Source organism: Methanosphaera sp. ISO3-F5 (genome assembly GCF_034480035.2).
Lineage (GTDB): Archaea > Methanobacteriota > Methanobacteria > Methanobacteriales > Methanobacteriaceae > Methanosphaera.
Genome location: NZ_CP118753.2, coordinates 1,181,907 through 1,201,182, shown reverse-complemented (window position 1 = coordinate 1,201,182; position 19,276 = coordinate 1,181,907). Strand labels below are relative to the sequence as shown.

The following is a 19,276-nucleotide window of genomic DNA, read 5'->3' as shown; positions in this document are numbered from 1 at the left end:
GATAAATTTGGAAATATGTTTTATTTCCATTTTTTCATATTTCTTGTTGATTTTCTAGTTAAGTAGTAGTATAATGTTGTGTGTTTTCCATTTATTTCCACATATAATTCTGTTATGAACACGTAATCGTATGTGATTCCTTTGCTTGTGGTTTCCTTAATAGCTGAAACATGGGCATTTTCATCTTCTATTCCAGTAACGTATCTGTTGTACATATCTAAAAATGCATTTTTATCTGATTTGCATATTTCATCAAATATTAATAGGGATAATGGAGATTCTTCTTCTTTTCGTTGTATTCCAGGAAATTTCATATTAATTGCATTTAAAAATTGTGTGGATGGTCTTTCAGTCATAAATTCACCTAAATTTAATATGTCTAAATAATTGATTTATTAATATATACTTTGTATATTATTAGTAATATTTTTTGTTATGGGACGCTTTACTTTTTTTTGTATAAATTTATAAGTTTAATTTTTAAATAACTCTTTTAATCCTCTTGGTAATATGTTTTTTCGAGTATTATTGTTACTGGACCATTGTTTAACAGGTTTACATTCATGTGTGCTCCGAATACTCCTGTTTGTACTGGTATTTCTTCGGAACATTTTTTGCAGAAGTAGTCGAATAATTTTGTTGCTTCTGTAGGTTTTAATGCTTTGTGGAATGATGGTCTGTTTTTCTTTGTTGATGCGTATAGTGTGAATTGTGGTATGAGTAATAGTTTTCCTTGTATGTCTTTTACTGATAGGTTCATCCTGTCTTTGTCGTCTTCGAATATTCGTAGTTTTATTAGTTTTTTGGCTAGGTGGTCTGCTTCTTTTGTTGTGTCATTTTCTCCGAAGCCTACGAGTACCATTAAGCCTTCCTGTATTGATCCTACTATTTTGTTTTCTACTTCTACATTTGCGTTTTTTACTCTTTGTACTACTAGTTTCATAGATTTTCCTCTTATATTGGGGGTATGTATTGCTTGTATTTTATTTAAAAAAAGGTTTTGTGGGGTGGTGAAGATTATGTTGGTTTATTTTCTATTTTTTTGGCCATCCGTCTACTACGTATTTGTAGTTTTTGTCTTGTTTTTTTAGTTGTATTTTGTTATTTTCTATGTCTATTATGTCTTTGTTTTTGTTGAATATTATGTATGTTTCTGTTTGTGTTGGGTTTATGTTGTATTTGGTGTAGTTTTTGTATCCTTTGGATTCTAGCATTTTTATGTATGTTGTTGCTCTGTCCTTGTATTCAAATGTTTTCTTTTGTAATTTATTATCCTGTGATGTATATTCTACGGTTATTTTTTTACCAATTTCTGAACTAAATTTGTTTAATTCACGTTCCTTATTATATTTTTTATTGTTAATCTTTATACTGTTAATATTATTGAATATATTTTTAATTTTATTTTTTGTTTTGTTGACACTATTAGTTACATTGTTAAAAGTATTGGATACAGAACCTGATTTAGAAGCAGTACTATAACCATGACTACTTCTTGAACCTTGAATATATTCTATAAGATCCCATAATTTTGATAATAAAAATGATGGTCTTTTAACTGTTTTTTCCTTAAATACAAGCATTGATAGTGCATCAATTATTAACAGTATAAATAATGGTATTCTTATTAATCCCATTGTAAATAAGTTAAGTATCATTGATATAAGTGACCATTGTGTTGCAAATGAAATGAATATTAAATATTTCATCATCTTGTTAATATCCATATTTTGAATATTATTGTAATCAAATTTCATTTTAAATCTGTCCTTTATTAGTAAAATATATTCGTATATATATTTTATTAACTTAATGTTATTTAAAGATTTATGTTAATATAAAATAAAATTACTCACCAAAATGATCCTCAACAACACCCAACCAAGATGGAATATCAATAGACTGAGGACAAACAGAAGAACACTTACCACACTTAGTACAATTATGAGCCTTCTTATCATCATGCAAATGGAACCTATACTGAACAGACTGATTACTACTACCAGAAAGCTTATCCATATTAAACTCATAGAAACATTTAGGAATATTCACACCAAAAGGACAAGGCATACAATAATTACAACCAGTACAAGGAATATTCTTCAAACTACTATACAAATTTTTAACATCATCCAATAACCTATAATCATCACTATCTAAACAACCACCCCTATAATTAGAAGCCAGATCAACATTACATTTAACCTGTTCAAGAGAACTCATACCACTCAAAACACAACTAATATCACTATTTTCCCATAAATAATACAAAGCCCATTCAACAGGAGAAAAATCCTTAGAAGACTTATCAAATAAATCCCTAACAGGTTCAGGCTGATTCTCAGCTAACTGACCACCACGCAAAGGCTCCATAATCATAGTACCAATATCAAGTTTCTTAAACTCCCTAAGACCTTTAAGACCAGGATTCTCCTCATTATCCACATAATTAATCTGAGTCAGAGCAAACTCCCATTTATCATAATCAGATAAAATCTGCATCAAAACATCATAGGAAGCATGAGAAGAAAAACCAACATGCTCTATACGACCATCATCAATAGCCCTATCAATAAAATCATACAAACCCTTCTCTTTAATAGTCTCATAATAAGAATCCTTAATAGAATGAACAAAAAACATTTCAATAGAATCCCTATTCAAACGTTCCAAATGTTGATCCAATGTCTTATCAAAATACTCCCAAGACAAAATATTCCAGGAAGGCATCTTAGTACTAATATGCAAATCATCATACTCCCCTAGAAAATTGCCCAGAATAGTCTCACTAACACCCGGTTTAGACCTATCAATAGTATGATACACTAAAGCCGTGTCAAACATGTTAACACCATTATCCACAGCATAATCCAACATCTTCCTTGTTTCATCAAGATTAACATCCTCAGGATTATCACTATTTAATGGAAGTCTCATAGCACCAAAACCTAAAATAGATGATTTAATCCCAGTCTTACCCAAAGTTCTATATTTCATATATTCATATATGATAAAAATAATTGAAATAATTAATGAAAAAAAATAATTTAACAAAAAAATATGATGAATAAAAAATATAAAGAATAACATAAAATGTGGATAGTGTTAACATAGAATCAAATGATGAAAAAGAAATTAAAGAAATGTTAGAAGACATAACAGAGAAACTAGATTATATCAAAGAAAAAGACAAACACAAAAATAAAAAAAGATATAAAAAACTACTAAATGACCTGAATGAAATTAAGAATGATGACAATCCCAATATTGAAGACTTAAACAGAATAAATCAAAAACTAAACTACTATGAAAGAATTATTAATGCATTGGAAATAGATATAGATATTGATCCTGGCAGACTTCTCGGATTAACAGATGGAATCTTTGGAATGGTAATGACATTATTAATATTCGGAGTATCATTACCCGAGATAGAAATAACCAATTACACAAACTTCATAACATTCATAACAAACTTACTTCCAACAATAGGAATAACAATAATTAGTTTCGTATTATTAGCATCATTCTGGATTTACCATCATGAATTTATTAAAATCAGGAAATTAAACATACCCTACCTATGGATAAACATGTTATTCTTATTAAGCATATCATTCATACCATTCACCACATCCATAATAGGTAATTATTCACATTTCTTCCTATCAGAAGCAATATTCGGACTGAATGTATTTATAGTATTAGCATCATTCACATACCTATACAATTATGCATATAGCAGAAACTTCCTAGAAAACGAACCAAGTGACAAAGAAAGAAAATATGTTTTAGAAACATTTCTAATAACAATGATATTAACAATCATCATAAACTTATTAGATTATAATGTATCCCCACGTTGCATATACCTGTTCTTATTAATACCTGTAATAACAACAATAAGGGACGTAATATACAAAATTAATCTTTCAAAAAAAAAAATAGTTAAATTATAAGGTTGTAACTTCACAACCTTCTTTTTCTACAATAACAGTATGCTCAGTTTGAGCAACCATACCATCAGCCTTATCCTTAAGGACTGCATGAGGATAAATAGAACCATTCATAATCAAAGGACGTAGAGCACGCATAAAATGATTATTGTCCATACTAGTTTTCACATGCCTTTGAGCAAAAGGGAAATACCTGTTATTTTTTGAAATATTTTTTAATAATATTTTAGCCTGAGGATTACGAACAGGCTTATTGTTCATAAATGAATAAATATAATACTCGGGAATATCACTAGTTATACCAGCACCACTAGAGGCAAAAGGCTCAATTGCAACATGATCTCCCTCTTTTAATGTGTAAGTACTGGCATCCGGATAATTTGGGATGGATATACCAGCATGTAAATTGTTCTGTTCAAGACTATGACCTGCTAAACTAACAATAGGAGTAAATCCATAGGAATTAATAGTATCCTGGACGGTTTTACCTATCTCATTTAATGTTACACCATCTTTTACAATGCTTAAAACATTTTCTAAAGCACTACTACTAGCTTCCACTAGATTTTGTCTTAATTCAATATCTTCATCTGTAACTACTGGATTACCATCATCTAATCTGCCGGGCATTTTAAGAGGATTTCCTTGTTCATCTACTGGTTCAACATTATCTCCTTCAACTACTACTGTAACAGCAGTATCGGAGATGTATCCGTTTACTTCTGCACCTAAATCTATTTTTACAATATCTCCATAGCAGAATATTGTATCATCGTTTGGTGGTGAAGTGTAGTGTGCAGCTATCTGGTTAATGGAAATATTACATGGAAAAGATAAGCCTACACCTTGACTTGTAATTTCTGATTCAATCCAATCAATAAAGTCAATTACTTTCATACCTGCAGTTATTTTTTTTGCTGCTTCTTTACGTACTTTAGAAGCTATTTTTCCTGCTTTTTCATATTCTTCTTGCATTGTTATCACTAATTTTTTTCTTCATTGATAATATTTATTATTTCTGGATATTTATTTACTATGTTTTTAAGGGATGTATTTATATCTGTTTTAGTATTTTTATGAATTTTTTTATGGTTATTAAATAATTTTATTTCACGTGCCGGATTAACATAAGTTAATTCATAAATTAAGTCATTAGGTATTGTTTTTATTTTATTATGATTAAGTATGGTCATAGCCCATAACCATGTATCTATGTTTTCTGAATACTTATTAAATTTGTTGTTATTTATGAGATCTTCGTGTAATGTTTTAGGAGGGTATAATACTCCTGCCTTATGGTTTGCTATATTACGATAGGATATATTTTTCTGATTATTATTTAATTCCCATTTTTCGTATTCTTCAATATTATTTTCTGAGTTTGTTGTTATGTTTTGTGTTTTATATGTTATAATGTTTTCTGGATTGTTTTTATGAGTATTATATAAGTTTTTTAGCCAGTCTTGTGGATAGTATATGTTGTCATTAGCTGTGATGATTATATCATTAGGGTATGTTGTTAGTACTGGTATAATTGAGTTAAAATTTTTATAGTTTTTTGTGAATCTTATTGATAAACCGTTTTGTTTTAGTTTTAACACTTCTCGTGGTAAGTCTATTTCCTGGTTAGGATATTTGTCTTCATTTAACCATAATATTACTTTATCTGCTTTTAGTTGTTGATTTAGTAGGGAGTATAATGTATAGTGAAGATCATTCATATGTTCGGGTACGGATGTTGTGGATACTATTAGTCTTGGTTTTCTCTTACTTTTTTTAACTCCTCTAATATCAAAGTTTTCAATATCCTCATCTATAGTATATTTGTTGATATGTTTAACTTCTTCTAAGTCATTGTTTATTTTAATGTTTCCTTCATTTATTCCACGGTTTACAAAATAAACTAGCGGATTAAGACCTGACTTTTTAATGTTTTCATGGGATTGTTTATATTCCATTGGATCAAATTCTGGAGAAGGTTTTTTATTCTCGTCATAACCCTTATAAATAAAATGCAATAAAGGGTCAATATCCAATGTATAATCATAAGTTCTCTTATAATATACTTCATCAAACAAATTCAAATCTTTAATCTTTTTATAAGCCATTAAATTAACATAATTACCCCTATGTAAATCATCAGAAATTTTATTCAAAATATTAATCTTAGTCTTAATAGAATCATCAGAAATATTTGAAATTAATTCATTATTACTAACCTTAATTCTTTCCATAACATCATCAATAAGTTTTTCTGAAGTCTCATTGTACACATTAATAATTTTATCATAAGTTTCGGTAAGTTCTTTTTTATTATCAGCTACTAAAGATTTCATATCTTCAAAATTCTTGTTATAATTTATATCATTAATTTTTTCTAAAATAGCTGAAGAAATAACCATAGACTTTTGATCATTCTGTGAAATATTATCATTTAATTGTCTGAAATTATCATTAATTAACTGATTTAATGTTTCATTCCAATTAATTAATTGGTTAACTGTTTCATTCCCATTAATTAATTGGTTAACTGTTTCATTTCCATTATCTGATAATGCTTTTTGAATATTATTAGTTTGATTGGATACTTGGGTTGATAATTCATTCCTTAACTTAGAAGAATCAGCCATTAATTCATTTTTTAATATGGATGAATCTTCCCTTAATTCATTAATAATGTTAGTAAATTCTTCCTCTTTATGAGTAATTAAATCTTTAATAACATTAATTTCTTCTGTACTTCTTTTATTCTCTTCAAGGGATTTTTGTTGGTTATTTAATAAGGACACTAATTCTTTATTACTCTGTGATTGTTTATCTTTGTATTCATTTATGTTAGAGTACAAGTCATTATTTGATTTAACCAGTTTAGTTAAATATTTTTCATTAATTTCTTTTTCGAAATTAATTTGATCTTTTAATTATTTATTCTTCCCTCATATGATTTTTTCAATGAATCAATCTGTGAACTATAATCTTGAATCAAGGCTTTTAGTTCGTTATTTTCTGTGCGGTTTTTTTTATTAATGGCATTTGCTTTTTTTTAATTGTTCTTTTAATTTTTTGTTTTCCTGAATAGCATTAGTGTATTTTTCTTCAATTTTATCTAAATTTTGTGAATTAGTATGATTAGAAGAATCTTTATTATCTAATTCTGGTATGGAATCGTTTATTTTATCTAATAAAGACATAATTACATTATCCCCTTGTAGTAATAATTTAATCAATTATTAAGTAAAGTTTATTATATAATTCTTTATTTTTGATAATTTATAATAATATATGTATAATAAAAAAAATTTTTTAAAATAAAATTTGTTAAAGAAATATTAATTATTATATGAACTGAATAGATTAGCTTTGTTAAGCTAATTCGTCTATAATGTCAAAGAATTCTTGGTATTGGTTAAATATTTCCTTCAAATCGGATACTTCCATTACTTCTATTTTTATTATATCTGATTTTTCGGATAGTTCCGTTTTTATATGAGAATTATCTTGTGTGAATGTTGATTCTATTATATCTTTAATTTCATTATATTTGTTTTCTGTTATATTATACATTCGATGGTGTTTAAATACATCCATTGCATGTAGTATTCCTTTGTTATATGTGCCTGTGCAATGGGATATTGATACTTCTGTGTCTAAATAGAAGGGTGTGTCAATTTTATCGGATCGTAATTCACAGTTTATTTTACACATTATATGGTCATCTTGAACATTTTCTGTAATGTATTTTAATGTTTTAAATTGTTTAAGATTTACTTTATTAAAAAATTCCATAGAATTCACCTAATAATAAGTATATAAAGTAAAGTATTTAATAATTAAAAGTTTATTTGGATGATTTATATTTAATCACCAAATGTATTGACTTAAAATTATCTTAAAAAAATAAGATATAGTTTTTAGATCCTCCGTTTAGGTAGGTCTTTTTTTATAAGATATGTGTTATAGATCTTTCTTCCCCTTCCGATAAGCCTATATACATCATTCTTTTTTCCTTGTTTAATGGTTGTTTTTTGTTTAATATAAAGGTAATCCAAGGGCTCTTGGTAAGTAATAAGGGGTTCTGGTAACTAATCAAGGGGGGTCTTGGTAAGTAATCAAAGGGGTCTTGGTAAGTAATCTATGGGGTGTTGAGAAATAATATTATTTTTGGATTTAAAAAACAAAATATTTATATATAAAATAATCCAATTTATTATTAGCAATAAAGTTTTTAAAATATTGCTAGAAATAGTTAGTTACTAAAAATGGAATATTTTAGGATATTAAAAAAATAAATTGTATTGTAATTATTATAATAATTATTATTTAAAATTATCTTGAATGTAATATATTTACTAGAATTTCTTTAATTATGGTTTTTTATAAAATAAAATATTAAATATATTATTCCATTTTTATTAATAATGAAATTTTTAAATTGTTATAACTGTTTATTTATATATTATAAAAAAAGTAAAAATAAATTAAGTTTTCTTAATTTATGTTTTTAGTATTTAAAACTTAAAATCTCTTATTATATGTATTCTTGTTTTATTCATTTTAAGTTTTTCCGATATTATTTAATTAATAAGTTTTGTGAAGTTTTTTAAGTTTATTTGTCTTTGGCTAATTAATTTATACTTTCTTCACGATATAGATATGTGTATATTTTTTGTACACAATATTAAATTAGCATATATAGTATATAAATGTTACTAATATGTACAAATTATATACAAATTTATTATTTTTTTGCAACAACACATAACCATTCTGGAGCCATATGATGACCATCATCAACATCATCAACAAAATTATCATCAATAATAATCTCATTAAAACTACCATCTACAAATGATCTAATATGTTCCTTTTTAGTATCATGAACCTTAATAAAAGCAGTTAACTCAATAAAACCAGCATCTTTTAATAAAGAAAACAATTCCTCATCATCATATACTTCTAACTCAACTTGCTTTTTTAAATCCTCATACAAATTATCTTTATCACCATTGGTAGTAAGAACTATCATAAATAATCCATCATCCTTTAAAACACGTCTTACTTCCCTAAAACTATTAACAATATCTGGCCAGAAATAAACCGTTTCAAACGCAGTTGCAATATCTATAGAATTATCTTCTAATGGAATATTTTGGACATTAGCTTCAATTACACTAATTTTACCCTCTTCAACATAATCCTTATTAAAATCAATTGACTTTTTCACACTTGTGCTACTATAATCAATACCAACAGTTTTACCATTGGGCGATAATTTATGTAAACGTTCCAGATTAATTCCACCACCACAACCAATATCCAATACATGAGCATTATCTTCTATATTAAGGTGTGATAAAGCCCATAATGATACTGGGGTATGATTCTTATTCATACGTTCCAATACTTCTTCGCCTTTTTTACCTTCAGGTTTTCTCACATTCTTCATATTATCACACTATAAATGTTTATAGTTTATTTCATCATATAAACCACTATTTGGTTCCAGTTGAATTAATATATCTTTGATTTCTGGATGCTTCTTATATAATGTATTTTTACAAGATTTAGATATTTGATGTGCCTGTTCGATAGTTAAATTATCATCAACTACTAGATGCATATCAACATATACTGCAGAATTTGTTCCGCGAGTTCTTACATTATGTATGTTATTAACTCCATAAATAAATTTTAATTCATCTTTTATAATATCACAGTCAATAATGTTTATGTCTAATAAGATGTCTAGGTTGGTCTTAAGTATTGATGCTCCTGTTTTCATAATCATTAATGAAATTAATATGGATAATATTGGATCAAGAATTGTTAGTCCATTCTGTATAAATATTAAACTTAGAATTATTATTCCAGTTGCTAATGCATCACTTTTAATATGTTCACTATCTGATATTAAAAGATTACTATTGTATTTTTCACCCATTTTCTTTTCATAACGTGATATTACTACTGTGATAATAAGTGTAATTATTAGTACGCTATATGTGGATATACTAATACTTGGTACTATATGATTAAAGAATCTATCTATAGCTGTTGTGATAATTTCATAGGCTACTATAAATAATGTTGCAGATATTAGAATTGATGCAAAAGTTTCTACTTTTGTATGACCATAACGGTGTTCTGCATCGTATGGTTTTCCTGAAATGTATACTGCTATTATTCCTATAATATTAGTCAATGCATCTAATAAAGAGTCATAACCATCAGCAGTTATACTTAGAACGTTTGTATTAATTCCATAAAGTACTTTTGCTAAACCTATTATTAAATTACTGATTAGGACTATTAATAGTACACGTCTTATTTTATCATAATATTCAGTCATATTAACCACGTAATATTTATTTAATTATTATTATGATTAATTAGTTTATAAAACTAACTATTTTTAAGTTAAACTAAAAAATAGTATTAATTATTAAATTATATGATAAAAAAAGTAATAATTTTAGTTTATACTAAATTTGTGATTATAATTTTAGTTTAAACTAAAAATAAGAAAAAAATAATGTATTAAATGTTATTACATAAATTCATGAAACATTTCATATTCTGAACAAATAAATTTGTCTATCTTATCTATTGCTATATTATTATTTTCAACAATCTCTTTAATCTCATCTAAAGTTATGTCATCAACATGTATACCAGCACTTATTAAGATAGTTATATCCTCATATTTTGTTAATCTTTTAGCTAATGGTTGTATAAGTTCATACTCTCTATGATTCTGAACTGATAGTATATTATAACTTTCATTACTTACTAAACCAATACCACCAATATGAATATCACCACCGGTTATAGAAATATGTAAATCATCACCTACTCTTTCAATAGTATAATCAACTAATGTATTTCCTGAACCAAATGAAAATTTAAACATACTTTAACCCCTAACTTTTAAAGTTTCTTCAATATTGAGTGTATCATCATCATTTATTACAACACCATAAACTTTAAGAGCATTTTCTTTTGATATTAAATCATCAAGATAATCTTCCAATACTTTATTCATGTCACGTTTATATGGATTTCCATATCCACCTCCACCAGCAGAATGAATGGATACTATATCACCCTTAGATACTTTACGTGGATATTCCTTTGATTCTGTTTGTATCCATTTACCATCATGCTTAAATAAAGGTTTATTAAAGGATCCATCTTTACCTCCATTCAATCCATATGGTGCATTATAAATACCATCACCAAACATTACAATTTCACTGCTTTCATCATAAATCTGGAAAGCATATTCAATACCTGCACCGCCCCGGAATTCTCCAGCACCTGCAGTGTCACATTCCATTTCATGTCTTAATGTAATATGTGGATACTGTACTTCATTAGATTCAATATTTGGTGCTTTAACACCACCATAATTGGACATTGGTGACATGTAAGGTTTACCATCTAATCCATTCATAGCGCCACCACTTCCAAGTGAACAGAATGAAAATCCAACATAAAATCTGCCATTACGAGGATCAATACCATAATATGATGGTCCAATATAATTACCGTAACCTGCAGGTAACCTGTCAGGAACAGCCTTATTCAATGCTTTGAAAATTGTTCCGATTATCTCACTAGCAGGAGTTAATGTGGATAATGTCATTGGTGCTGGTTCATATGGATTAACCAGTGACCCCTTTGGAAGAACCACATTTATAGCATTGAATGCCCCTCCATTTCGTGGAATATCTGCACCTAAAAACCATAAAGATGCAATACCACTAGCAGCTGTTGCTGTGACAATACTTGTATTTACAAATCCTTTCACTTGTTTATCTGTTCCAGTGAAGTCCACTGTTAAATTATCGTCTTTAATCTTTACTGTTACATGTATTTTTATATGTTCCTTCTGGAAGCTGTCATCATCAATATAACTGGTTGCAGAGTATTCACCATCTGGTACTTCAAGTATTCTTTTCTTGGTTAATATTTCTGCTTGGTTTAAGTTTTCTTCTACTACTTTTTTTATCAGTTCATTTCCGTATTCTTTAATCATTTTTTCTAAACGATTTCTTGCAACATTATTTGAACCCATTTGTGCTAGTAAGTCACTTTTTAACATTGATGGATTTCTAGTGTTTAATGTTATTAAGTCCATTATGTCATTATTTATATTATTGTCTTCTACTATTCTGGTTGGATGGATTCGTATTCCTTCCTGAAATATTTCTGTAGCTTTTGGATTATAACTGCCCGCAGTTGAACCACCAATATCACCATGATGTGCTCTGCTTACACAAAAGAATAATAATTCATCATCATTAAATACTGGTGTTATAATTCCTATGTCTGGTAAATGATTTCCACCATCATATGGGTCATTTATAATAAAAGCATCACCATCATGTATATCAGCACCATATTTTTTAATAACTGATTTAACACTAAATGAACCAGCAGTAGCAAGAATAGGAATACCACTTAACTGACTGACAAGATCACCCTTATAATCACAGATACAACAAGCAAAATCACAAGCTTCAGCAAATATAGGTGAATGAGCAGAATGTTCCAATGAAATACCCATTTCCTGTGTAATACTATCTAACCTATTAGCTATAACAGTACGATTAATAATATCCTCAGCATTCAATTTAATCATCCTCCAGTTTAATACTTAACATACCATCATCCAACAACACAGAAACAAAACCTTTAGGAACTAAAACACTAGTATAATCAAACTTAATTATAGCAGGTCCTCTAATAACTTTATCCAAATCTGTTTCTGAATAAACACTAACATCAATACTTCCACTACAATTAAATGATTCACCATTAATAGTAACAGTATAATTATCAACATTATTCTCATCAAAATTAAACAATGGATTAACTATATCATTTTCATAACCTGCTAAATGTAAATTAATAATTTCCCAATCATTTTCTATCTGAGAATACTGATATATATCATAATGAGTATCATGGAACAGTTCATCAATAATATCAACATCACCATCATCAAATTCTAACTTATTAACCGGAATACTTATCTCATGATGCTGACCAATATACCTGATTTCAAGATTTAACTCAAAACTACAATCATCAAGGGATACGCCAAGCTTTAATAATTCATCAATACACTCCTCTTTCATGCCCATAATCATACTATTAATCATATCAGCATTCCAATCCTTTTTCTCCATAAAGAAACTTTTTGTTATATCATACCTACGTTTAGCACCAAGCATTCCCCAACTACAGAAAACAGGCCCCTGCACTGGAATTAAAACCTCGTTCATCTTTAAAGAATCCATAATATTAGCAGCAAAAAGTCCAAAAGCACCACCACTACTAACAAGACTATAATCACGAGGATCATTACCTCTTTTCATAGTAATTAATCTGAGAGAATCAGCCATAAGTTCACATGCAACCTTATAAACGATGATACAAGCTTCATCAACACTAATATCAAGGGGAGCTGCAACATATTCCCTTATGGCATTAACAGCATTTTCCTTGGATAACTCAATTTTACCACCTAAAAAATTACTTTCATCAATAAGTCCAAGAACTAACAATGCATCAGTAATAGTAGGTTTTTCTCCTCCAAGATTATAACATGCAGGACCTGGTACACTACCAGCAGATTCTGGACCAACAAGAACTCTTTTTCCCTCATCAACACTGATAATACTTCCACCACCGGCACCAATAGAATTAATATCCATCATAGGTAAGGTAATAGGATAACCCTCTATACGAGATTCAGGTACTAACTTAGTTTCGTTATTGTCTATAATATGCAAATCAAAACTAGTACCACCCATATCACCCAGTACTAAATGTTTCTTTCCAAGAATTTTACTAAGATTTTCATTACCAATTCCACCACCAGCAGGACCAGAAAGTAATGATTTAGCTGATATTTTATTCATAGTTGGAATATCAGATAAACCACCACTATTCATCATAATATTAATTGGCTTATCCCATCCATACTCGAATAATTTATTCTTCAAATCTTCTAAATACGTGGAAACTATAGGAGTAACATATGCATTAATAACAGTAGTAGTGGTTCTTTCATATTCTCTTATCTGTGGAGAAATATCACTAGATAATGATACAAATACATCAGGTAATTCCTCGTTTATAATTTCTTTAACACGTCTTTCATGTTCAGGATTTAAAAAGTTGAATAAGAAACATACAGCAATTGATTTAACATTTTCCCTGGCACATTTCCTGCATGCTCTTCTTACACTGTCTTCATCTAATTCTTTAATGATTGTACCATCATATTTTATTCTTTCAGTTATTCCTAAACGTAATCTTCTAGGTACTAATACGGGTGGAGTAACTGCTCGAATATCCCACTGGTTATCTAACTGTGAACGTCTGATTTCTAATGCATCACGAAAACCTTCGGTCGTGAACAGTGCAGTTTTAACTCCTTTCTTTTCTATTAAAGCATTAAGGGCAAGTGTTGTTCCATGACTAATCTGTGAGGTATTTGATAATAATGTTTCCAGATTACAACCCCATTTATCAGCTAACTCTTTTAAACCATTAATAATTCCATCAGCTGGATTTTTATGATTTGTTGGATTTTTGATAAAAATCTTTTCTTCAGATTCATTGTTTAAACTACCTATTGAGGTATAATCTGTGAATGTTCCACCAGTATCTATTGCAATTTTTAACATTTTTTATCACTTTCTTACATTACATATTTGTTTAAACGTTTAACTGCTTCTTCTACGTCAGGATTCATTTCTATTTTAGGTGAAAATCCTTCTAATGGTTTGGTTGCATCAATTCCCATCTTACTGGTTCTGCTTAATTCATCAGTAGATGGGTCTAAAGTTTCACCCATACCCATATGTTGAGGTATTATAATTACATCTTTATCTGCCTGTAATCTTGTTGCCATAGCCCATAATACTTCTTGTTCATTAAATACGTCCACATCATCATCCACTACTATTGCCAGTTTAATATGATGGTCAACAGCAAATGCTGCGAATACTGCTTGCATTGCCTGTCCTTCGGCTATTTTCTTCATGGATATGTAGCAATGGAATATTCCGCAACTTGATACTGGACAACTTACTGCTTTAACATTAGGTAATGTTTGTCTAAGTGCATTAAGAACGTCTCCTTCTCTTTGTATTGCTACTACTGTTATGTGTTCGCTGCTAAATCCGGGTGTTAAATCATGGAATAATGGTTTTTCTCTGTAATGTATTGCTTTGACTTTAAATAAGTTTTCAGTACTTCTATGACATGCATAGTTTGTAAATTCTGCAAATGGTCCTTCTTTTTCTCTTACATTTGCTAATATTTCTCCTTCTATTACAAATTCTGCATATGCTGGTACTTGTATGTCTACTGTTTCACAGTTTGCTAGTTCTAGTTCTTCTCCGAATAATCCTGCTATTGCTCCATATTTTCCTTTATGGTATGGTACTAGTGCTTGTGAACCGAGTGATATGTTTGGATGTACTCCTATTACGATAGCGGCTTCAAGGTTTTCTCCTCGTTCTTCGCTTCTTCGGAAGTATTCCCATAATCTTTGTCTGGAATGTAATGATATGCCTAGTTTATCTTTTCCTTTTAGTTGCATTCTATGGAAGCCTAATGTTTCTGAACCGCTTTCTGGATCTTTGGCTATTACTAGTCCACTAGTTAAGTATGGTCCTGCATCTATTGGGAAATGGGTTATTATTGGTAATTTGTATAAGTCTACTTCGTCTCCTATCATTGAATTTGCCTGAAATGGTGGGTTTTCTATTATTTTAAATGTGTCGATACGATTTTTTATTCTTTTTGCATATTCTTCTGCAACATTTTTTCCTTCAACGCCCATTGCTTGTGCAAATCTTTCACGTGTTCCTAGTACGTTTGTGATTACTGGTATTTTGTTTTGTTCTACGTTGTCAAATATCATTACTGGGTATTTGTTTTGTTTTTCTAGTTCTATCATGAATGTGCTTATTTCATATTCTTTTTTTACTTCTTCTGTTACGTGTTTTATTGTTCCATCTTTTTCCCATTTGTTTATTAAGTTTCTCCAATCTTGTTTTGACATATATTTTCACCATTGATTTATTGATTATGATTATTATAATATATTATTTTATAACAGGTTTTCTAGTAATCATTATATAATCAATTATATAAATGTATTTTGCTATAATAATCAGTATTTTTAGATTTTTTTCTATAAAACTTTATATAAATCAGTTTTGATTTAAAAAAAGACTCTTTTTTCAAGTATTTTGGAACATATAATTATTATTAATCATGAGTATATCAATAAAATGAAATATAAAAACTTATGATTATTCAATAATACTGAATAAATAAAATGATATTAAATGATAATAAAATTACAGGTAAGGAGTTAAAATGTATAATAATCAAATGCTACGCTTTGAAAAATCATATACACTAGAAAAAGTAACAAAAACAATGCCTGTCTCAAAATACTATAAAGACTATGTGGATTTTACAATTACAGAAAAAACATGCAAAATATGTGACCAATACAATAACAACTGGTCATGTCCACCCTTCGAAGATGACATACTAAAAGTATGGAAAAAATATGCTAACATAGATTTAATCCTGTTAAAACTAAATTATGATGAATTCATTACAGAAAACAAATTTTCAAAAGGAGACATAGACATCATACTAAACATAACATTATATAATGAAAAACGTAAAATTCTCCAGGAACTACATAAAAAAGTGATGAACCCCGAAGAATACGATGATGCAATGATATTATCCACAGGATACTGTAATTTATGTAATAAATGCACAAGAAAAGACAAAAAACCATGCAGGTATCCTAAAAACAAGTTATATAGTATGGAATCATTAGGAGCACTAGTTTCAAAGACCACAGAAGAAATATTTGATACAGAGATATTATGGATAAATAAAGATGAAGGAAAAATTCCATCATATCTAACATTACTCATGGGATTATTATATTAGTACCTATAACAATCATGAGTATGATTATTGATGATACCAACAGCTTCCAGATAAGAATAAATTGTTACACTACCCACAAATTTCATTCCCCTTTTTTTTAAATCCTTGGATAATAAATCAGAAGTATTGGATTTTGTAAGATAATTTTCATCAGTATCCTTAAGAACCTTATTATCAGTAAAAGACCAGAGATAATCTGAAAAACTACCAAATTCTTTCTGAATATCCTTAAATATACGGGCATTATTGATTGATGCTTCAATCTTTCTCCTATTTCGTATTATTAACTTATTATTCATGAGTTCTTCAATTTTATTCTCATCATAACATATAATCTTCTCTAAATTAAAATCATCATATGCTTCACGGAAATGTTCACGTTTCTTAAGAATAGTAATCCAGGATAAACCAGCTTGAAAACATTCTAAAAGAAGCATTTCAAACAATTTCTGATCATCATAAACAGGAGTACCCCATTCATTGTCATGATATTCAATATAAATATCTTCCTTATCAGCAAAATATTCGCAACGTTTTTTATTCATAATATGCACCTATAATTAATATATATTATAAAAAACTATATAAGATTATGAGTTTCATGAAATATTTGTGCCATCAGAGACCGGATAGGTCATTCTTTTTCAGAGGACATCAATTCCCTGTATGTGCTAGGTGTACAGGTTTAATAATAGGAACTATCGGCTACTGCATATACTCTTTTCTAGTTCCAGTATATTACTCATATAACTTACTAATATTTGCTATTCTAATACAATTACCCTATATTATAGATGGAACAACACAATATATGGGACTAAGAGAAAGTAACAATTATCTACGATTAATCACTGGAATTATAGGAGCAATAGGCCTAGTAATAACAGCAAGAATCTTTAAAATAATTATCATGCAATTAATCTAAAAAAAAGAAAACTAGAATGGATTTAAGTTTATCCATTAAAACTATTTTTAACATATTATAATCCAAAGAAGATATATAATACAAATATAATAACCATAATCCAGGTTATCCAATTAATATCATCAGTATTATTAGTTGCTAAACTAGTAATAGCATAAACAAGGAATCCCCAAGCTATACCAAGTGATATTGAATAAGTTAATAACATCATGATAATAGTCATGAAAGTTGAACTTGCCACGATAAGATTATCCCATTCAATATTTTTCAATTGAACAATCATCAATATACCAACAATTACTAATGCACAGGTAGTAACAGATGATGTGAATAAAGATAACACAACTGGTGCAAAGAAAATAGATAATAAAAACATTATCCCAGTAACTATGGCAGTTAATCCAGTTCTACCACCTAAACCAATACCTGTAGCACTTTCCACATAAGCAGTTAAAGTACTGGTTCCAAGTACAGAACCAACAATTCCACCAACAGCATCACCCATAAATGCTTTTTCTATACCCTTTGTCTTACCTTCTTCATCAACAAATCCACATTCTTTTGCTAAAGGAATTAATGTACCAGTAGTATCAAAGAATGTTACAAAGATAATTGAGAACAATATCATCACCAGATTGGGAATATTTGAGAACAGTTCCCCAAAACCATTTAAGAATCCTAAAAACACAGTGGTATCAAAATTAAAAGATATTATCTGAGTAGGAAGTACGGGCATTGCTGTTTCTCCAATACCATAACCACATAATGTGAATATAACTCCAATTATTGCTGTAACTATTAACCCAATAAATACTGCAGCAGGTACTTTTCTTATGTAAAGAATTAATGTTAATAATATACCTATAACTGCCAGTAAAGCTGGAGCTGATAGAATATTACCCATACCTACAATAGTGGAAGGATCAGATACAATAATTCCCGAACCTTGCAAACCAATAAATGCTAGGAAAAATCCTATACCCGCACCTATAGCTAGTTTTAGGTTTAATGGAATAGCATCTAATATTACTTGTCTTAGACCAGATACTGTTATGATAAAGAATAAAATACTTGCTATAAAAACAGCTGATAGAGCTGCTTGCCAGGAATTACCCATTGATAATATAATAGTATAAGTGAATAATGCATTCATACCCATACCTGGAGCTAACCCTATAGGATAATTGGAAATTAATCCCATAATTATACATGCAATTCCAGATGCTAAAGCTGTGGAGAAAAATATGGACGTAGCCGGCATTCCTCCTTCTGCTAACATTGCAGGGTTAACACCTAAAATATAAGCCATGGCAAGAAAAGTTGTTATTCCAGCTATAATTTCTGTTTTTATATCGGTATAATTTTCTTCTAATTTAAAGAAATTATTTAACAT

Annotated in this window: 19 protein-coding genes; 3 read left to right on the top strand and 16 right to left on the bottom strand. The window is 28.8% G+C overall.

Going from position 1 to position 19,276, the window contains the following annotated elements:
• Positions 1-20: 20 nt before the first annotated feature.
• From PXD04_RS17135 to PXD04_RS17120, 4 genes are all read right to left on the bottom strand, one after another.
• Positions 21-356: a hypothetical protein gene (locus PXD04_RS17135; RefSeq protein ID WP_323736033.1), complete on the bottom strand. Its 336-nt coding sequence runs from the start codon at positions 354-356 to the stop codon at positions 21-23.
• A gap of 137 nt (positions 357-493) precedes the next feature.
• On the bottom strand, positions 494-943 hold the full coding sequence (gene dtd / locus PXD04_RS17130) for a D-aminoacyl-tRNA deacylase (RefSeq protein WP_323736032.1): 450 nt from the start codon (positions 941-943) through the stop codon (positions 494-496).
• A 91-nt stretch (positions 944-1,034) separates the two neighbouring features.
• Positions 1,035-1,757 (bottom strand): hypothetical protein, encoded by a 723-nt coding sequence (locus PXD04_RS17125; protein WP_323736031.1) that lies wholly within the window; start codon positions 1,755-1,757, stop codon positions 1,035-1,037.
• 91 nt (positions 1,758-1,848) lie between these two features.
• Positions 1,849-2,997: an aldo/keto reductase gene (locus PXD04_RS17120; RefSeq protein ID WP_323736030.1), complete on the bottom strand. Its 1,149-nt coding sequence runs from the start codon at positions 2,995-2,997 to the stop codon at positions 1,849-1,851.
• A 98-nt stretch (positions 2,998-3,095) separates the two neighbouring features.
• Here PXD04_RS17120 and PXD04_RS17115 point away from each other — a divergent pair, with 98 nt between their 5' ends.
• Positions 3,096-3,959, top strand: a complete 864-nt coding sequence (locus PXD04_RS17115) for a TMEM175 family protein (protein WP_323736029.1) — start codon at positions 3,096-3,098, stop codon at positions 3,957-3,959.
• Here the strand turns inward: PXD04_RS17115 and PXD04_RS17110 are convergent.
• The 10 genes from PXD04_RS17110 to PXD04_RS17065 all read right to left on the bottom strand — a co-directional run bounded on the left by PXD04_RS17110 (position 3,954) and on the right by PXD04_RS17065 (position 16,041).
• Positions 3,954-4,931: a M24 family metallopeptidase gene (locus tag PXD04_RS17110; protein WP_323736028.1), complete on the bottom strand. Its 978-nt coding sequence runs from the start codon at positions 4,929-4,931 to the stop codon at positions 3,954-3,956. The two genes, PXD04_RS17115 and PXD04_RS17110, sit on opposite strands and share 6 nt — an antisense overlap.
• A gap of 8 nt (positions 4,932-4,939) precedes the next feature.
• The gene (locus PXD04_RS17105; RefSeq protein ID WP_323736027.1) at positions 4,940-6,802 is read right to left on the bottom strand and encodes a hypothetical protein; all 1,863 of its coding nucleotides are present in this window, start codon (positions 6,800-6,802) and stop codon (positions 4,940-4,942) included.
• Between the two features lie 177 nt (positions 6,803-6,979).
• The gene (locus PXD04_RS17100) at positions 6,980-7,147 is read right to left on the bottom strand and encodes a hypothetical protein (protein WP_323736026.1); all 168 of its coding nucleotides are present in this window, start codon (positions 7,145-7,147) and stop codon (positions 6,980-6,982) included.
• A 172-nt stretch (positions 7,148-7,319) separates the two neighbouring features.
• A complete protein-coding gene (locus PXD04_RS17095; RefSeq protein WP_323736025.1) occupies positions 7,320-7,742 on the bottom strand; it encodes a hypothetical protein in 423 nt (140 codons plus the stop codon).
• A 952-nt stretch (positions 7,743-8,694) separates the two neighbouring features.
• Positions 8,695-9,402 (bottom strand): class I SAM-dependent methyltransferase, encoded by a 708-nt coding sequence (locus PXD04_RS17090; RefSeq protein WP_323736024.1) that lies wholly within the window; start codon positions 9,400-9,402, stop codon positions 8,695-8,697.
• 9 nt (positions 9,403-9,411) lie between these two features.
• A complete protein-coding gene (locus PXD04_RS17085) occupies positions 9,412-10,305 on the bottom strand; it encodes a cation diffusion facilitator family transporter (RefSeq protein ID WP_323736023.1) in 894 nt (297 codons plus the stop codon).
• Between the two features lie 198 nt (positions 10,306-10,503).
• Positions 10,504-10,866, bottom strand: a complete 363-nt coding sequence (locus PXD04_RS17080) for a hypothetical protein (protein ID WP_323736022.1) — start codon at positions 10,864-10,866, stop codon at positions 10,504-10,506.
• 3 nt (positions 10,867-10,869) lie between these two features.
• A complete protein-coding gene (locus PXD04_RS17075; protein ID WP_323736021.1) occupies positions 10,870-12,591 on the bottom strand; it encodes a hydantoinase B/oxoprolinase family protein in 1,722 nt (573 codons plus the stop codon).
• Between the two features lies 1 nt (position 12,592).
• The gene (locus PXD04_RS17070; protein ID WP_323736020.1) at positions 12,593-14,656 is read right to left on the bottom strand and encodes a hydantoinase/oxoprolinase family protein; all 2,064 of its coding nucleotides are present in this window, start codon (positions 14,654-14,656) and stop codon (positions 12,593-12,595) included.
• Between the two features lie 14 nt (positions 14,657-14,670).
• The gene (locus tag PXD04_RS17065; protein ID WP_323736019.1) at positions 14,671-16,041 is read right to left on the bottom strand and encodes a UbiD family decarboxylase; all 1,371 of its coding nucleotides are present in this window, start codon (positions 16,039-16,041) and stop codon (positions 14,671-14,673) included.
• Positions 16,042-16,361: 320 nt separating this feature from the next.
• Between PXD04_RS17065 and PXD04_RS17060 the strand changes: the two genes are divergently transcribed.
• Complete coding sequence (locus PXD04_RS17060; RefSeq protein WP_323736018.1) at positions 16,362-16,958, top strand: DUF2284 domain-containing protein; 597 nt, start codon at positions 16,362-16,364, stop codon at positions 16,956-16,958.
• Here PXD04_RS17060 and PXD04_RS17055 read toward each other — a convergent pair.
• On the bottom strand, positions 16,955-17,503 hold the full coding sequence (locus tag PXD04_RS17055) for a DNA-3-methyladenine glycosylase I (RefSeq protein ID WP_323736017.1): 549 nt from the start codon (positions 17,501-17,503) through the stop codon (positions 16,955-16,957). The genes PXD04_RS17060 and PXD04_RS17055 overlap by 4 nt on opposite strands.
• A 56-nt stretch (positions 17,504-17,559) precedes the next feature.
• Between PXD04_RS17055 and PXD04_RS17050 the strand changes: the two genes are divergently transcribed.
• Positions 17,560-17,883 (top strand): DUF2085 domain-containing protein, encoded by a 324-nt coding sequence (locus tag PXD04_RS17050; RefSeq protein WP_323736016.1) that lies wholly within the window; start codon positions 17,560-17,562, stop codon positions 17,881-17,883.
• Positions 17,884-17,938: 55 nt separating this feature from the next.
• Here the strand turns inward: PXD04_RS17050 and PXD04_RS17045 are convergent, their stop codons facing one another.
• On the bottom strand, positions 17,939-19,276 hold the full coding sequence (locus tag PXD04_RS17045) for an NCS2 family permease (RefSeq protein WP_323736015.1): 1,338 nt from the start codon (positions 19,274-19,276) through the stop codon (positions 17,939-17,941).

Excerpts from the sequence above, each read along its gene's own strand:
- PXD04_RS17110 (WP_323736028.1), bottom strand. The coding sequence starts at position 4,931 with ATGCAAGAAGAATATGAAAAAGCAGGAAAAATAGCTTCTAAAGTACGT.
- PXD04_RS17095 (WP_323736025.1), bottom strand. The coding sequence starts at position 7,742 with ATGGAATTTTTTAATAAAGTAAATCTTAAACAATTTAAAACATTAAAA.
- PXD04_RS17070 (WP_323736020.1), bottom strand. The coding sequence starts at position 14,656 with ATGTTAAAAATTGCAATAGATACTGGTGGAACATTCACAGATTATACC.
- PXD04_RS17085 (WP_323736023.1), bottom strand. The coding sequence starts at position 10,305 with ATGACTGAATATTATGATAAAATAAGACGTGTACTATTAATAGTCCTA.
- PXD04_RS17060 (WP_323736018.1), top strand. The coding sequence starts at position 16,362 with ATGTATAATAATCAAATGCTACGCTTTGAAAAATCATATACACTAGAA.
- PXD04_RS17045 (WP_323736015.1), bottom strand. The coding sequence starts at position 19,276 with ATGTTAAATAATTTCTTTAAATTAGAAGAAAATTATACCGATATAAAA.
- PXD04_RS17065 (WP_323736019.1), bottom strand. The coding sequence starts at position 16,041 with ATGTCAAAACAAGATTGGAGAAACTTAATAAACAAATGGGAAAAAGAT.
- PXD04_RS17080 (WP_323736022.1), bottom strand. The coding sequence starts at position 10,866 with ATGTTTAAATTTTCATTTGGTTCAGGAAATACATTAGTTGATTATACT.
- PXD04_RS17135 (WP_323736033.1), bottom strand. The coding sequence starts at position 356 with ATGACTGAAAGACCATCCACACAATTTTTAAATGCAATTAATATGAAA.
- PXD04_RS17055 (WP_323736017.1), bottom strand. The coding sequence starts at position 17,503 with ATGAATAAAAAACGTTGCGAATATTTTGCTGATAAGGAAGATATTTAT.
- PXD04_RS17120 (WP_323736030.1), bottom strand. The coding sequence starts at position 2,997 with ATGAAATATAGAACTTTGGGTAAGACTGGGATTAAATCATCTATTTTA.
- PXD04_RS17100 (WP_323736026.1), bottom strand. The coding sequence starts at position 7,147 with ATGTCTTTATTAGATAAAATAAACGATTCCATACCAGAATTAGATAAT.
- PXD04_RS17090 (WP_323736024.1), bottom strand. The coding sequence starts at position 9,402 with ATGAAGAATGTGAGAAAACCTGAAGGTAAAAAAGGCGAAGAAGTATTG.
- dtd (WP_323736032.1), bottom strand. The coding sequence starts at position 943 with ATGAAACTAGTAGTACAAAGAGTAAAAAACGCAAATGTAGAAGTAGAA.
- PXD04_RS17125 (WP_323736031.1), bottom strand. The coding sequence starts at position 1,757 with ATGAAATTTGATTACAATAATATTCAAAATATGGATATTAACAAGATG.
- PXD04_RS17050 (WP_323736016.1), top strand. The coding sequence starts at position 17,560 with ATGAAATATTTGTGCCATCAGAGACCGGATAGGTCATTCTTTTTCAGA.